We start from the raw sequence: 14,063 nt of genomic DNA on the forward strand, positions 1-14,063 counted from the left end.
ATTTTAGAGTTTCTTTAAAGACATCGAGTTTCTTCTTTTCCTCGGCAAGGTTCTTACGTTATACTTGGATGTCTTTATTTCTGTCAAACAGAGCAACCAACAGGGCAATGGATTTTTCCATATCCTGTCTCGGGATACCTCTCAGTGGTCGGCGTTCATCTGTATTATCCTTGCCATAGATTCTGAAGAAACTGCTCAATGCTATTCTGAAAGATAAGCCATCGAAGTCCATATGATACTGCACTTTCAACCAATTTACAAACTCATCTTTCATCCGGTATGGACCCATCAAATCATGGTTTTCTTTGCAAAGAAACGCATTATCGGCATCCTCTGTAGCACGGGCAAAACAGTACTTTTGACCACAGAACTGAAATGCGAAGAATATAGTATGGTGTCTAATGTGTTTTACGCCGTCACTTTTCAGATAGGTGTCGCCTCCAAAGACAAAATCTATTGCCAGCATGGCAGAGGATTTTCCGATAGAATTTGCGCCATCCTCTTTGCCAAGCACGACATTCAACCCCTTTTTGAATCGAATCGGAGGACAAATTCACCCTGCTTCATAAACACTGGGGAGAACATCTCTAAAAGCATATAAACGCCTCACCTTTATTATTAATATCTGCTGCCCGCAGAGCATATAGGCAATCCATGACGGATAAAAAATCTGTCGCATCATTGAGTTCCGGTTTCAGTCTATCATATAACTCAAACAAATGAATAGGACCATCCTTGATTTCACTCAGCACTTTGGGTATTAACGCCACGGTGCTGTTTTATATGAGTATAGTTTATTTGGTAATTGCATCGAACACCTCGCAACTCTGAATAAAATAGGAAACAACGATCATTTTTCTGTTCTGTTCAGCGTGAATTTCTCACCCTGTGTCGCCGTACCCTTGCCTGCGGTCAGCTCAAGCCCCGTATCGGTATACGCCACCTCGTACTCGCAGTCGGTCAGTGCCTCGGCTTCGAAGTCGATAGAGAGCGTCCTGCCGGACAGCGCGAAGCGGAATCTATACGGTGCGCCGGAGAGCCGTAGCTCCCCGCTGCCGTCCTCACGGAAGGTATAGACGCAGCTCCTGTCGGATATTGCAAAGCTGCCGTAGATGCTCTCGTTATGAGTGCTGCCCTCGGTATGGCCGCAGCCCCGGCACAGCAGCACGATGCCCACTATGAGCAGCACCGCCGCAAGGCCGCAGGCGGTAAGAAAGAGTGTCCTTCTCCTCTTTTGCTTTTTGATCGCCGCACGGCGCAGCTTACGCCTGCGGAGTATTTCCGCCTCGGTCATTGGTCTTGTCTGCGGCGGTATTCTGTTATCCTGCATTGCTTAACCTAACTTTACTTTTACTTCGATATTCTGACTTCATCCAGGAAGTCAAACAGCATCGGCAGACCGGTGCCGATGGGCGTTTCGTCCTCCCACAGACACATCTCGCCGGTCAGCGTGACGCCGGGCTTGGTCATACGGAAAAGGAAAAATCTGTCCGTGGCGGCACGCTTCCAATGGAGCAGGGATACCTCTCCGTCGCCGTTCGGCCGGGGATACAAGGTCAAAGTGTGAGTGTCGCTTGCCGCCTTCCGGTCAAACTCCTGCATATTCGACTCGAAGTAATATCTTGAACGCCCGTCCTCATGGAAAATGAACAGCAGCTCACTGCCGGCGGTGGCGGAATGATCCGTCACCGCCTATTGTATTTAGGTTATTTCGATTTCGGAAGCGTTGGCTTATTCAGCCTCGGATTCCTTTCTTTTTTTGCTGCTTACGCCCAGCACGGTCAGAACGCCGCCGCTGACGAACAGAGCAGCCAGCCAACCGATGAGGTTGCTGCTGTCACCGGTCTGAGGAGACTTGGTGGAGTCGTCCTTTCCGGGCTTATCGGTGTTATTATCACCGCTGCCTGTATTGCCGGTGTTACCGCTGTCGGGGAGCTTGTCGATAACCGTGTTCTCGCTGCGCTTGGCGCCGCAAACGGTGCATTCCTCGTGCTTGATGCCGGTGGCTTCCTTGGTAGCGGCCTTGTCGATCATCCACTGGAAGCTGTGTGCTGCTGTGTCGGCCTTGTCGCCGCACTCGCACTCATGCCAGTGATTGGTGTCGTCATACTTCCAATCCGTGCCGTAGCTGTGGGTATGACTGCTGCCTGTTGCGGGGATCGTTGCGGTTTCAAGCACCTTCTTGCAGACGGTGCATTCCTTATGCTTAGCGCCTTCTGCGGTTTCGGTAGCTGCCGTGTCAACGATCCACTCGCTGGCGCTGTGAGCCGCTACATCGGCCTTGTCGCCGCACTCGCACTCATGCCAGTGATTGGTGTCGTCATACTTCCAATCTGTGCCATAGCTGTGGGTATGTGTTGCGGGGATCGTTGCGGTTTCAAGCACCTTCTTGCAGACGGTGCATTCCTTATGCTCAGTGCCTTCTGCGGTTTCGGTAGCTGCCGTGTCAATGATCCACTCGCTGGCGCTGTGAGCCGCTACATCGACCTTGTCGCCGCACTCGCACTCATGCCAGTGATTGGTGTCGTCATACTTCCAATCTGTGCCATAGCTGTGGGTATGGCTAGGAGGCGCATCCTTATAGGTGGCCTCAAGTTTCACAGCACTTGCGGGCATGGTGAAGGTGGTGGTAGCCTTGGTGTCGTCTGCCAGGGTGACACTGCCCTCCAGCACGACCCACTTGTTAAAGATCTTGTCGGTCTCCGGTGCGTCCGCCGTAACGGTGACCTCAACGCCCTCCATGGCGCGGGTGATAGGTGTGCCTGCGGCAACGGTTGCCGTGCCGCAGGTGACGGTAACGGCGTAATCCTGCAGGGCGGGGATCTCGGTGTTCTCGCTGCGTTTATAGCTGCAGACGGTACACTCCTCATGCTTCAGGCCGGTCTGGGTCGTGGTGGCCGCCTGGTCTACCTTCCACACGAAGGTGTGGGACGCCAGATCCTTTGTGCTGCCGCTCGGATCCGGGCAGGCGCTGTCGGTGCACTGATGCCAATGGCTCTTTGCGTCCGCATACCACGGACCGCCGTAGGTATGGGTATGGGGACCTACATACGGCTTCACGGTGATGGCCTGGTAGGTCTTGATATTACTGCCGCCGCTGCCATCGTTATACTGGATCGTTACAGATGCCCGTCCCAGAGCAAGCTTGTCACCATAGAAGATCACGTACTTGTCTCTGGAGAGGTCAGCCGTGGTGCCGTCGGTATAATGCGCGGTGACCACCATGCCCGTCGGGTCAAAATCCTCGCCGACCATGTACTCGGTCTTGGCAGGCGGTGTTGTGATCTCGATGCTCTCCACCGTCTTGACGACCTCCAGCACCTCAAGCTCGTAGAATACCCGCATATCGCCGCCAGATTGAGTTGATGGATTCTCAAAGACGCTTGCCTCTTTCCCGTTTACGGTCACATTATCCTTTGTAAGCCCGGTGCAGGTATACTCCGGTTTTGCGTTAACAAAGATTTCTACCGCATACTGCGTATTTGCCTGAATCGTGGCGTCAGATGCCAGATCATCCCAGCCGCCGCTTGCATTGCGCTGCTTAATGGTAACCTTATGGATATCAACGCGCATCTGATCTGTTGAAGCCTCGATGTCGCCCGCCTTTGCATTCAGCGCATATCCGTCGATCTCGATCGGCAGCTCCGTGATCTCCTTTGTTACCGCTATTTTGTAAAAGTTATGTACGGTAACTGACTTCGTCTTGCCTGCAAACACTTCCTGCTCCGTGCTTTCAGCTATGGTGCCGGGTTGATGGGACGCATTCTCCCAATCATATCCGTCTATCGTAGCATGACTGATTTGCTTTACGACATACTTTCCTTCCTCGACTGGCACATCCACTGTGCCCGCTGTTTCGCCCGACTTAATGGTAATGTCCGCATTTTTATAGTGGCCATAATTAGCGTATTTGCGGAGAATCTCAAAGCTAAATGTCTTGCCTCCTGCATCGACCCCATCATACAGTCCGCTTAGATCCACGGTAATCTTCAGCGTACCCGTTTCACCCTCCGCTGCAAGCGCCGTTGCGGGCGCCATGCACAGCACCATACAGAGCACCAGTACAATGCTGAGCCATTGCTTTTTCATGATTCCTTCCTCCTTAAAAAGTATATAGACTCTCGGAATCTCCAGCCCATTGAAAACACTGGTTTTGGAGGTTCCTTTTTTATCGAAATCACCCACTTTTTTTGCAAAAAGAGCTTTACAAACGGCTCGAAAAACGAGGCGCTTCGCGCCCTTGTTTACAGAAATGACTTTTGCGAACAGGGGGCGACTTCGATGTTACCGATTTATCCTGGCGGCCATGTGGCCTACCAGAATTTTGTGGTTGAGCAGTTGCGCAACCACTATGCCAACCCGGCAGAATTGCCGGATAGGCTATTGGACATTGCCGAGCGCTTTTGGGAGAAGAACCTGACGGGCATTGACACGCTCATGCAGGAGTGCTACTCCCGGTTTGGAACAAAACCAAGACCTCCGTCTTGTATACTGCGCTCAGTGCTGTTGTCCATCACCTTGTGATTTAAACGCTGTCGATTACCGAAGCAAAGTAGTTTTCGGACACCGAGCCAAAGAGAAAAGCGTCTATCAGACCCTCACGCTTTGCCTGCCGTACCTTTTCGGTCAACTCTCCGTCTGTATCGTCATCCACAAAGAGAATGACACGGCAGTTTTCCGTGTTCCGTTTTACCTTGTCACGGATTGCCATTCGTTCTTTGAACATCCATGGCGAATACGCCTTGACCTCCATTAAAAGCACATCCGGTCGATGCGTTTTGCACCACTCGGCGGTTGCGTCCGGCGACTCGGAAATCACAACTTGGCAATCGTCCAATTTTTGCATTAGCATTCGCTCCATGGTGTGCGCATGGATACCGCTCTGAATATCCAGAACGATTTTTTTCATCATTCATCACCACCTTCTAAAAGCACAACCCTAATCTTACAGTATCTATTGTACTGATTTTTTGGCGCTTGTCACTGGCACTTGTGCCAGTAACAGAAGAAAAATCTCGATTTTTTCAAAAAATTTTTGCCTTTTGGGCACGAAAAACCCCTTGACCATACAGCCAAGGGGTTCACTTTCTCTTATTCGTCTTTTAAGGTGGTTACCATGAGCTTGTTTTCAATGGCGGTTGCGACCAGCGCTTCTCTGCTTTCAAAGCCGCCCTTTTCCACCATATCGTCCAGGTTCCAGCGAACGCCGTTTTTGGAAATGCCCAGCTTATCGGCAATCTCCTGATAGGTAAAGCCCTTTATATAAAGGCGTAGGATGTCTAACTGCCGGGGCGAGAAGGCATCGGACATCGTCCCCTCCATTTCAATGGCCGGAGCGATATCGGGAAATACCTTTTCCCCTGCCAGGGTGCGCTTTACCACGCTCATCAGTTCCTCTGTGCCGTGGTCCTTATACCACAGGCTGTCGGCTGCACCCATTTTGGCTCTTTGCAAAACTTCGGGATCGACAAGCGAGGTAGCCACAACGATTTTGATTTGCGGAAAAGCCTTTTTGATGCGCTCTGCGGCGGCAAGACCGGAGTGCTTATGCTGCGTCTGCACATCCATAAGGACGAGCTTTACGGTGGCTTCGCAGTGCTTTTCCGCTTCAAAGGCGTCACGGAAAACGCCGACAAGATGAAACTCGCCGTCTGCCGCAAGACGATCGACAAAGTGCTTTTGGATGTATAAATCATCCTCTACAAGTATGGTGTTTATCATAGGCTGATCTCCTTTGTGGGAATCGTAATCAGAAGAGCAAAGCGTGGATTGTGCGAAATATGCATTTCACCGCCGGAGCTTTCAATACTGTGGCGAAGCGTTGACAGGCCGCTGCCTTCCTTTATCGGCTCTGTGGGTATTTTGCCGTTGTTGGTTATGGTAACATCATAGCGTTCGCCGCGCTGGGCAATGCGGATATATACCTCATTCCCGTCTGCGTGCTTGATGCAGTTGGTCACGCACTCCTTGGCGGCAGCAACGGTCAGCTCCTCGGCTGCGGTATCACGGGGCAGGTAGCCGTCGATTTTTACAGCCACGCCAAGCTGCCGTGCGGTTCTGTTTACCTCGTCCATTGTGCTGACAGAGGTGACACGGTTGCTTGCCAGCATACCGATGGCATTTTGCAGCGCCTCAAGCTTTCGCTCGGTATTCTCACCGCTGTCTATGATGTCACGGATGGTCAGGAGGCTTCGGCCGATGGTATCGTGAATATAGACCTTCAGGTCAAGGCTTTCCTTTTCCTTGACATCGTCCTCCATGCGGGCGTACATTTTCCTGAGTTCTCGGTTGACTTCCGCCAGTTCTTTATTTATTTCCTCTTGCTTTTGATAGCCGTTATACAGCTCGGTTACATTATGCGCCGTTATCTGCTGCCAGTGGTCATCGCCGTCCACGGTGATATTCTGTGTGCGGAATTGCCAGACTGTCTTGTCGGGCAGGATGTAGCAATCATCCTTGACGGTTACGGATCTGTCCGGCACGCTCAAGGCATTTTCCATATCGCTTTTGATTTGCAGCTCGTGGCCGCAAAGGGCAAAGGAGAGCCGGCGCATACGGTTGTTGCACAGGATGATCCTGCCGTTCGGGTCGGCAAAGCAGATGCCCATAGGCAGCTTATCCGTTGCTTCCTTAATTGAGAACGGCGAGAGCTCGTTCTTTTTACGACGGTATTCCCGCGGCAGAGCAATGGCAAAGTGAACTGCCGCAAGGAAAATGGCAGCGGCAAATATCAGCCACGGTGCGCCCAGCAGAAATGCGTCCCCGATATTATCGGAATCTGCCTGGGAAACGGAGAACAGCAGCGGGATCATCACCGCCATAACCGCCAGGCTCAGCAGGCTGCGCACCGGCTTGTTGCTGCGGAGAAGCTGATACAGAAACAGCCCGATTTCAAGGACAATTTCCACAAGCATAACAAACGGCAACATGGTCTGCCAGAATTCAGAAAGGGAAGAAAATGCACTCATTTCCTGTCACCTTCTTTCGCTTCAAATACAAGGTGCTGGTATTCCTCGTCATCCTCTTTTTCACAGCGGATACCCTCTCCGCTTACCAAAGCGGAAAGATCGGCTTTGCAGCACACATTCAGTGACAAGCGCAAGCCGTCTGCCTTTATGAGGCTTACCTGTATGCCTGTTAAATTCAAAATGTCGGCTTCAATAACCGATTCATAAAAATCAAATACAGCGGTCGCCGTTTTGCCGGAGAGCATGGAAAGAGACTCGTCCACATAGAGCGAGCTGCGGACGCCCAACAGCTTCAGCGTTTGTAGGGACTCATTGAAGGCACGGTGGAGTTCCGTTGCCGCTATTTTAATATCTCGGTCGGTAAGGAGCGTCAGATGCTTGCGGCGTTTAATATAGCTGCACAGCACGGCAATCTCGGCAAGGAGCGTTTTGGCCCTGTCGGGATCGGTGCTTGAGATTCGGCGATATTCCTTAGTGAGCTCCGCAATGCGGTCGATCTGCGTCTGCGTAGCGGAACGCAGGAGATCATACAGGCGGTTTTGCTCCTCCACCTTGCGGCGCTTGGTCTCACGCTTGTATTCATAACGGAGTATTTCGTTCCTGTCGGCCAGCTCGTCTGCAAGAAGCTCGGAGTTCTCCTTGATGTCACGCAGAGCCGACACATCCTCTGTCCATACGGCATAGCCGCCGTCAATGGGCATGGCGTGAACGGTCAAGCCGCCCATCGTGACCGGGCTTTGCTGGGCTTTTTTCATCGTTTCCTTTGAGATAGGTGCAGTGTTTACAGCTGCATACCGAACGGTAAAGTCCTTGTCGGTGATCTCTGCCGATGTGCCAACAGAGGAGGCAAACAAGTCCACATAACGGCTGTTTGAATGGATATATCCGCAGGCGATGCAAAACTCAAAGGTCAGAATATACATCACACTTTGGAATGCGGCAATATCGCCGAACAAGTGGAGCAGCCAATCCGCACCCGCATAGTAAAGTGCGCTGTAAACAATCGCCAGCAGCATAGGAACAATGGGCAGGAAGTGGAGCCTTCCTTTTTGCACACGGCATTTGAAAAACATAATTACGAGTGCGGCAAAGGCACACAGCACCTGCCAGCCCACACTAATGAAGTAGCCTACCGAGTAGCCGTTGTTTTTGTCTGTCCACACGGCGGCGTCCTTCGGAAAGGTAAATACGAATTGGTGCAGGTCATTTGTGAGCACGAGCAGAAGCAATGTGCCGGAGATGATCCACAGAACCGACATTCCCTTGGGGAATTTGTATTCGTCCGGCTTTCCCAATGACATGGCAATCAGCAGTGCCAGCATAGGCACAAACAGCATGGGCAGATAGAACAGATACCACAGGTAACGGACGGCGTCCGGCTGCCAGAATATAAAATACTTTGCCGAACGGACTACCATCCAGATGATGAGCAGCACTGCGGTGACCGTCATAAACCTGCACACCTGCTTTTGCACGATCCGCTGACGGACGGAGAGCCCCCAGGCAGCGAACAGACCGATATAGATAAAGCTGCGCAGATAGGAAAACAGCATCGGGTAGAAGCTGCCTCTGCCTACAATTCGGAAGCAATATGCCAGTATCACGGCAAGTACAGCGATGCCGCTTATTATGATAGTGTTCTTTTTCTGTTCGGTCATAAACAGACCCCATTTCGCCTTCATTCGTTTTTGTTTTACCTTTGGTATACCTTTTTAAATTAGATTATAGCATAAACCTGTCTATTTCTCAACTGCTTCTTACGAGGCTTTGCACAAAAGCCACACTTTTTGCCCCACAGCAGAGAAAAAAGGGCGGTCTTTGACCTGCACAAGTCGAACCGATTCCATCTTATACTCCGCCTTGATAGAGTTATTTGTCTTTCCTTTCTGTTGTAGTTATTCTGCAGTTCCTTGACATATTCATAGTTCGGCGAGTAATCTCCCCGGAACACCGAGTCGCCGTCTGCGTTCTGTTTCCAGGTACAGAACATAAAGCCGTTCTTTTCGCTGTAGGTTGCCGCCAACACAGTATCTCCGAAAGCGGCAAGCTGTCTGTAATCGGAGACATCGGCAGCTTGCATCTGCGGTGCGTGTTCGCAGAGTCCGACATATTTCCGCACCGTAGAGATCTCATCCTGAATATCTGCAATTTTACTGCGGTATTCATCCGAGATGTTTTGGTCGGCGTTGCTTAGAAATTGACCGTTGTATTTTATCCGGCAGAGGGGGATGCCGCCCGAGGACACTTTCATCCATTCGTTGCCGTCCATCTTGGTGTCGTACCGAGCTTTGAGGCGTTTGACTAATTTTTTCTGTAGCATATTTGATTTCTCCTTTTCAGGGTAATAAAAAAGGCAGATAGATTTTTGCTTTCTATCTGTCTGTGTATCTGATATTTACTTTTCGGGAGTTCAAGTCTATCCGCAAAGGGAAAACGGCGATTTTACATCTGCGTTTCGGTACAGAGAAAAATCGCCGTTTGGGTAGCAAAAAAGCCCGATATAATCGGGCTTTTCGCAAGAGACATCTTTTTGGTCTCAATATTATGGCGGAGATGGAGAGATTTGAACTCTCGCGTCGGAGTTACCGACCTACTGGTGTTCGAAGCCAGACCCTTCAGCCACTTGGGTACATCTCCATATTAAATTATCGTACTCAACTATTATAACGGCTCAATTAAAAATTGTCAATACCTGTAACTAAATTATTATTTTATCATAAAATGAAATGAATAAGCAATACCGAATTATTTTTCGTAAGGCGGGTGATTTTATGGCTCTTGACACAAGAGAATTGTTTGCTCGGTTGTTAAAATGCGAAAGCGGAGGAGAGGGGATTGAAGGTATGCGTGCGGTTGCCTCTGTGATTATCAACAGGTCAACTGTTCCTTACGGGGAATTTGCACGGATAAGCAACGGTGGAGATGTGCGGGCAATCATTACACAGCCAAATCAGTTTACCTGCTTAAAGACTTCCGTAGGGGGTCAGTACAATGCGCAAAATGTGTATAATATTGTACCTGAAGATATACACTACGAAATTGCAGATTGGGCACTTGCAGGCAATACCGACAGCTCGGTCGGCAATTCTTTATTCTATTTTAATCCTTATTCCTCAACCTGTCCAAACTATTTTCCTACCAATATCGGCGTGATTTACAATCGTATCGGTAAACATTGTTTTTATTCTCCGACACAGGCTTACAAAAACACATAGGAGTGATTTGTTTTGGTAAATTACATCAACAATAAAAAGGCGCAGCAGCTCAACCCAAATACTCTGTATAATCTCGACACCAATCCCTCAGCCTGCAATAATTATAATTGTATAAACAACCAGATTCCAAATACCATACAGCAATACGGTTACGAAATTCCATCCATACTTGACCTGGCTACATTGGTTAGCCCCACAAGTCCGAATTATCAAAGTTTCAGTCCTGAGCAACAGGCACTGAATAGAAGAAATCCTGCGTCGGGGCAGTCGATAAATCAACTTACACAGACAATCCCTGCCGAAAGTCAAAATAACGAAGTTGCAAATGATTTGGCGGTTCGTGAAATTCAGAACATAGATTCAACCCAGCCGTACAATCCCGAAACATTGCCGACCCCCGCAATGATAAACGAACAGAATATGCAAAATATGCAAAACAATCAGACTGCAATGTCGACGGCAAGCCTTTTGACCGACATAAAAAATCCGTATGAGGTAACAGCCGAAAGTGTGCAATATCTAAACGGTTTTATACGCACTCAAATCGGAAGAAGAGTATCCATTGATTTTCTTGTGGGTTCAAATACAATTGTTACAAAATCAGGATATTTGCTCGGCGTTGCGGCAAACTATATTCTTATAAACGAGCTTGACACAAACGACCTTACAACCTGCGATTTCTATAATATAAAATTTATCAGATTTTATTTTAATTAAAATAAGATGCTTTTTCAAAAGTTGGGGTGAATATGGTTTAGCCGACTTTCGGTCGGACAACAAAGTTAAGAGAAAGAAAAATTTTCTGCCCGAAGTTAAAAGTTTGGTCAACCTTTTCAAAGGTTGTGGGTGTGGGCAACGCCCGCAAATAGTTTTCTTTTATACAATGTCTGACAGCCAAATGGCTTGCCGTTTGCGGCTTGAATACAATGGCGAGAGCTTTTTAATTGCGTAAGTAGGAATAAGTCAGAAAGATTATTTTATAAGTTTGTTGCCTGTAAACTACTTATACATTATAATAAAATGCCTACCATTCCGCTTTTCTTTTGCGTGAAAAGAAAAGCTCCAAAAGAAAGCACGCTTAAGGGGAAAGGGATTTCGAGTCCCTTTCCCCTTAAGTATCCTCTTTCCTTAGACGACCAAGGTCAGTGACCTTGGAACCTCTAACTTATATTTTTCTAATAAAATTTGTACTTGGCAAAATAAGTTATTTAATTATTTCCTTTTTAAACTTACACTTGCCTTAGAACCTACTTTTTATTGCACTATGTAGTCCTTGAAAATCTTTTCAAAGCGTTTAAAGAAAACATTTTTGTTGCTTTTTATCATAAAACCGAATAACAGTGAAACAGCAATTATATCGAATACGGGCAAAAACCATATAAACGGCAGTTCTGTATAGATTTCGGGATAGCTTAGGAAAAGGACAAGGCAGGTTGAAACCGTAACCAATACAAGAAAACCGATCCAAAATATTATATCTTTTTTGTTTGTGTAAGATTTAACGCATACATCAAGCTGAGTTCCACGCTCTTCGGCTGTAATTTCATTTATCGGATTAAAAGGCTTGTATTTGTCGGCAGGGTGAGGACAGAGTTTTGCGGATTTACCGTTTACAGAGCCGTAAAGTGTTGTATCGCTTGCGGTGTTTCTGTTTAGGTTTGAAAGCGGCATATCTTTTAGGGTGTGATTGCCGAGAATATTAAAAAATTCTGCCTGCGATATGTTCATTTTATAATTGTGTTCTTTCATTTCAGTCACCTGTTTGTAATTATATTTAAGTGGATTTGAATAATGTTTGATTATTTGTGATTATTTAGAATTTCTCGCATTTTCAATAAATGCTCTGACAAGCTCAAAATCCTTGCCCGATTTGTCGGCAAGCTCAACGCCTGAGCTGACATCTACCGCAAAGGGGCGCACCTGAGCAACGGCTTTAGCTACATTGTCGGCAGTAAGTCCGCCTGCAAGGAAAAGCATTTTTTTGTTTTTCGGGAGTTTTTCAAGCATAGACCAGTCAAAACTCTTGCCGCTGCCGGGTACTGCCGAATCAAATAAAATTCCTTTTACATTGTCAAGATTTTCAATATCGCCAATGCTTTCAATTCCGCTCACATTAATTGCCCGAATAACGGGGGTTTTGCACTCGCTCAAAAGCTTTTCGCTGATTTTGCCATGAATTTGCACATAGTCAAAGCCGAGGGTGTGTATCTGTTCAAGCTGTTCTTCGGTTGGTGATACTGTAACGGCAACGCTCTTTATATTTTTGTCAAGCAAGGCGAGCAATTCCTGTGCCGTTTGGACAGAAATATTCCTGTGACTTTTCTCAAAGAACATTACAAACCCTGCAAAATCGGGGGAGAGTGTATTAATACATTTTATATCGGTCGGATTTTTAAGTCCGCAAATTTTTACTTTTGTCATACTTGCCTCCTGTACTTTAATAATATGTTACCATAAGGAGGTAAAATGTCAATAGTCAAAGAAAAATTGCGGATATTTTCCGAATTTTTTGATTTCAAATATTGACAAAAGCAAAAATAATGGTATAATAATTTTGTTATGCAATATAAAGAGTATAACATCCTTGCGGCGAAAGCCGCCATAATGTCCAGAAGGAGGTGCAATATAATGGCAGTAACAGCTAATTACGAGACAGTAATGGTAGTTTCTCTTAAGAACGGCGAAGAGAACGTTCAGAAAGTAGTAGAGAAATTCAAGGCTCTCATCGAAAACAATGCCACTTTAAAGAATGTTGACGAATGGGGCAAGAGAAAGCTTGCTTACCTTATCAACAAGGAGAGCGAAGGCTACTATGTTCTCTTTGATTTTGAAAGCACAGCAGAGTTCCCTGCAGAGCTCGACCGTATCTACAAGATTACAGACGGTGTAATGCGTTCAATCATCATCAAAAAAGAAGAAGAATAATTTACGAATGAACCTTTGTAGGGGTTATTCCTCGAACACGAAAGGAACTTAAAAATGCTTAACAGAGTGGTTTTAATGGGCAGATTAACTGCCGATCCGGAACTTAAGACAACCCCTAACGGTGTCAGCGTAACATCTTTCAGTATTGCGGTTGACCGTTCATATGTAAAGAGCGGCGAAGAACGCAAGGCGGATTTTTTCAATATTGTTTGCTGGCGTCAGACTGCTGAATTTGTTTGCAGATATTTCAGCAAGGGTTCTATGATTGCTGTTGACGGACAGCTCCAGAGTCGTTCGTTCCAGGCAAAAGACGGTTCTAACCGTTATGTAGTAGAGATTGTTGCAGACAATGTTAGCTTCACAGGCGAACGCCGTGACAGTAATGCTAACGGATACAATAATCAGTCTTACGGCAACAATCAATCATATGGCGCACAGTCTTATGGCTCTAACCAGTCTTACGGCTCGGCTCCATACCAGCAGGCACAGGCTCCTGCTGAGTCATATCAGAGCGGTTCAAATTCAGATTTTCAGGATATGCCGCTTGATGATGATTTACCATTTTAAATTTAACTGAATTATAATATAATTCATTGAAAGGAGTTCTCACAATGGCTGACAGACCAATTAACCGTGGTAGAAAAGCTCGCAAGAAGGTTTGCGGTTTCTGCGTTGATAAGGTTGAACACATTGATTATAAGGACATCGCTCGTCTTCGTCGTTATATGTCAGAGAGAGGTAAGATCCTTCCTCGCCGTGTAACAGGTACTTGTGCAAGACATCAGCGTGAAATTACAGTTGCAATTAAGCGTGCAAGACACCTTGCTTTGCTCCCATACACAGCTGACTAATCTATAATCAGTATTTTAAGCACCGTTTTTATACGGTGCTTTTTATTTTGCTTTTGTAAGTACAGTTTTTAAAAATCTAAAAACTCATACATAAATCAAAGAAT

The 14,063-nt window shown here is 47.1% G+C and carries 18 protein-coding genes and 1 tRNA gene; 6 read left to right on the forward strand and 13 right to left on the reverse strand.

Annotation, left to right across the window (positions count from 1 at the left end; all coding sequences use genetic code 11):
* Window positions 1-58 precede the first annotated feature (58 nt).
* The 5 genes from H8R91_RS02365 to H8R91_RS02380 all read right to left on the reverse strand — a co-directional run bounded on the left by H8R91_RS02365 (window position 59) and on the right by H8R91_RS02380 (window position 4,089).
* Window positions 59-514 carry a hypothetical protein gene (locus H8R91_RS02365; RefSeq protein ID WP_186934716.1) on the reverse strand — a complete coding sequence of 152 codons (456 nt, stop codon included), beginning with the start codon at window positions 512-514 and terminating at the stop codon, window positions 59-61.
* A 73-nt stretch (window positions 515-587) separates the two neighbouring features.
* Window positions 588-770, reverse strand: coding sequence for an ABC-three component system middle component 7 (locus H8R91_RS12385; protein WP_366477006.1), 183 nt, complete (start codon window positions 768-770; stop codon window positions 588-590).
* 80 nt (window positions 771-850) lie between these two features.
* Window positions 851-1,294 (reverse strand): DUF5640 domain-containing protein, encoded by a 444-nt coding sequence (locus tag H8R91_RS02370; RefSeq protein ID WP_186934717.1) that lies wholly within the window; start codon window positions 1,292-1,294, stop codon window positions 851-853.
* A gap of 56 nt (window positions 1,295-1,350) precedes the next feature.
* Window positions 1,351-1,602, reverse strand: coding sequence for a hypothetical protein (locus H8R91_RS02375; RefSeq protein WP_186934718.1), 252 nt, complete (start codon window positions 1,600-1,602; stop codon window positions 1,351-1,353).
* Between the two features lie 129 nt (window positions 1,603-1,731).
* On the reverse strand, window positions 1,732-4,089 hold the full coding sequence (locus H8R91_RS02380; protein WP_186934719.1) for a bacterial Ig-like domain-containing protein: 2,358 nt from the start codon (window positions 4,087-4,089) through the stop codon (window positions 1,732-1,734).
* 192 nt (window positions 4,090-4,281) lie between these two features.
* Between H8R91_RS02380 and H8R91_RS02385 the strand changes: the two genes are divergently transcribed.
* Window positions 4,282-4,524: a hypothetical protein gene (locus tag H8R91_RS02385; RefSeq protein ID WP_186934720.1), complete on the forward strand. Its 243-nt coding sequence runs from the start codon at window positions 4,282-4,284 to the stop codon at window positions 4,522-4,524.
* A 1-nt stretch (window position 4,525) separates the two neighbouring features.
* Here the strand turns inward: H8R91_RS02385 and H8R91_RS02390 are convergent, their stop codons facing one another.
* The 6 genes from H8R91_RS02390 to H8R91_RS02415 all read right to left on the reverse strand — a co-directional run bounded on the left by H8R91_RS02390 (window position 4,526) and on the right by H8R91_RS02415 (window position 9,605).
* Entirely contained in the window at window positions 4,526-4,912 is a 387-nt protein-coding gene (locus tag H8R91_RS02390; RefSeq protein WP_186934721.1) for a response regulator transcription factor, read from the reverse strand.
* A gap of 179 nt (window positions 4,913-5,091) precedes the next feature.
* Window positions 5,092-5,721 (reverse strand): response regulator transcription factor, encoded by a 630-nt coding sequence (locus tag H8R91_RS02395; protein ID WP_186934722.1) that lies wholly within the window; start codon window positions 5,719-5,721, stop codon window positions 5,092-5,094.
* Complete coding sequence (locus tag H8R91_RS02400; protein WP_186934723.1) at window positions 5,718-6,968, reverse strand: sensor histidine kinase; 1,251 nt, start codon at window positions 6,966-6,968, stop codon at window positions 5,718-5,720. Before H8R91_RS02400 ends, H8R91_RS02395 begins: the two co-directional genes overlap by 4 nt.
* Window positions 6,965-8,626 (reverse strand): hypothetical protein, encoded by a 1,662-nt coding sequence (locus H8R91_RS02405; protein ID WP_186934724.1) that lies wholly within the window; start codon window positions 8,624-8,626, stop codon window positions 6,965-6,967. The genes H8R91_RS02400 and H8R91_RS02405 overlap by 4 nt, the downstream gene beginning before the upstream one ends.
* A 59-nt stretch (window positions 8,627-8,685) precedes the next feature.
* Complete coding sequence (locus tag H8R91_RS02410) at window positions 8,686-9,288, reverse strand: hypothetical protein (protein WP_186934725.1); 603 nt, start codon at window positions 9,286-9,288, stop codon at window positions 8,686-8,688.
* Window positions 9,289-9,513: 225 nt separating this feature from the next.
* Window positions 9,514-9,605, reverse strand: a tRNA-Ser gene (locus tag H8R91_RS02415).
* Between the two features lie 134 nt (window positions 9,606-9,739).
* On the opposite strand from H8R91_RS02415, the gene H8R91_RS02420 reads away from it, so the two are divergent.
* Together H8R91_RS02420 and H8R91_RS02425 are read left to right on the forward strand one after the other, a co-directional pair.
* The gene (locus H8R91_RS02420; protein ID WP_186934726.1) at window positions 9,740-10,183 is read left to right on the forward strand and encodes a cell wall hydrolase; all 444 of its coding nucleotides are present in this window, start codon (window positions 9,740-9,742) and stop codon (window positions 10,181-10,183) included.
* A gap of 12 nt (window positions 10,184-10,195) precedes the next feature.
* Window positions 10,196-10,900 carry a hypothetical protein gene (locus H8R91_RS02425; protein WP_186934727.1) on the forward strand — a complete coding sequence of 235 codons (705 nt, stop codon included), beginning with the start codon at window positions 10,196-10,198 and terminating at the stop codon, window positions 10,898-10,900.
* Window positions 10,901-11,437: 537 nt separating this feature from the next.
* Here H8R91_RS02425 and H8R91_RS02430 read toward each other — a convergent pair.
* On the reverse strand, window positions 11,438-11,932 hold the full coding sequence (locus H8R91_RS02430; RefSeq protein ID WP_022234222.1) for a hypothetical protein: 495 nt from the start codon (window positions 11,930-11,932) through the stop codon (window positions 11,438-11,440).
* A gap of 60 nt (window positions 11,933-11,992) precedes the next feature.
* A complete protein-coding gene (locus H8R91_RS02435; RefSeq protein WP_186934728.1) occupies window positions 11,993-12,604 on the reverse strand; it encodes a phosphoribosylanthranilate isomerase in 612 nt (203 codons plus the stop codon).
* A 207-nt stretch (window positions 12,605-12,811) separates the two neighbouring features.
* Between H8R91_RS02435 and rpsF the strand changes: the two genes are divergently transcribed.
* The 3 genes from rpsF to rpsR are packed head-to-tail and all read left to right on the forward strand — an operon-like array spanning window position 12,812 to window position 13,959.
* Window positions 12,812-13,108: a 30S ribosomal protein S6 gene (rpsF, locus tag H8R91_RS02440; protein WP_022234224.1), complete on the forward strand. Its 297-nt coding sequence runs from the start codon at window positions 12,812-12,814 to the stop codon at window positions 13,106-13,108.
* A gap of 54 nt (window positions 13,109-13,162) precedes the next feature.
* Window positions 13,163-13,675 (forward strand): single-stranded DNA-binding protein, encoded by a 513-nt coding sequence (locus H8R91_RS02445; RefSeq protein WP_186934729.1) that lies wholly within the window; start codon window positions 13,163-13,165, stop codon window positions 13,673-13,675.
* Window positions 13,676-13,719: 44 nt separating this feature from the next.
* On the forward strand, window positions 13,720-13,959 hold the full coding sequence (gene rpsR / locus H8R91_RS02450) for a 30S ribosomal protein S18 (protein WP_117704872.1): 240 nt from the start codon (window positions 13,720-13,722) through the stop codon (window positions 13,957-13,959).
* The last annotated feature ends 104 nt before the right edge of the window (window positions 13,960-14,063 follow it).

Origin of the sequence: Ruminococcus intestinalis, from assembly GCF_014288065.1 — a bacterium.
Classification (GTDB): domain Bacteria; phylum Bacillota; class Clostridia; order Oscillospirales; family Acutalibacteraceae; genus Ruminococcoides; species Ruminococcoides intestinale_A.